Genomic DNA, 908 nt, shown 5'->3' on the forward strand with positions numbered 1-908 from the left:
AACACCGCGGTGATGTTGTGCGCACCCTCCGCGGCGAACGACTGCGTGATGGACGCCTTGCCCGAACCGTCCAGCGTCACCGGACCACCGAGGTTGTCCGCACCGTCCTTGAACTGCACCGTGCCACCGCCCGGAGCCGGCGAAACCTGTACGCCGAACGTCACATCCGTGCCCTCGACCGCCGTCGCCGGACCCGTCACCGACGTCGACGTGACGACATCCGCAGCCGTCACGTTGATGTTGTGCGCACCCGACGTGGATGCGAGGAACTCACCCGTACCCGCATACACCGCAGTGATGCTGCGGGCTCCCGTGGCGAACTGCTGCGTCAGCGAACCCTTGCCGTCCGCACCGAGAGTGACCGGGCCACCGATGTTGGTGGCGCCGTCCTTGAACTGCACCGTGCCACCCGACGGAGCCGGGGAGACCTGCACGTTCAACGTCACGTCCGCGCCCTCGACCGCCGTCGCCGGACCGGTCACCGACGTCGTCGTGACAACGTCCACCGCGGCCACCGGAACGTTCTGCGCCGCCGAGACCGACTCGTTGGCCTTCGTCGTACCCAGGAACTTCGCCGTCAGGCTGTGACCACCCACCGCGGACGGCATCCAGGCAAACGCCGCCTTGCCCGCCGCCAGCGGACCCTGACCGATCTTCGTCGTCCCGTCGAAGAACTCCACGACGTTGCCGTCGACACCACCGGTGACCGTCGCACTCAACGGAACCGACTGACCCACCTTCACACCCGCCGGCACCGCAGCCAACGCCGTCGTGGTGACGTTCTTGCTCACCGTCACGGTCGTGCCCTTGTTCGGGTAGCTACCCGAACCCAGCGACCCGGAGTAGTCCGTCCACGTGTTCATCGCGACGTCACGATCGCAGTTCGCACCGACCTTGTACGAGAACTC

1 protein-coding gene is annotated in these 908 nt (G+C 66.9%); it reads right to left on the reverse strand.

Annotation, left to right across the window (positions count from 1 at the left end):
* Positions 1–863 (reverse strand): Ig-like domain-containing protein (locus tag AC1DWC_RS26685; RefSeq protein WP_477912906.1); only part of this gene is annotated, 863 nt, incomplete at its 3' end.
* Positions 864–908 lie beyond the last annotated feature (45 nt).

It is taken from the genome of Rhodococcus sp. P4_C10 (assembly GCF_056402135.1).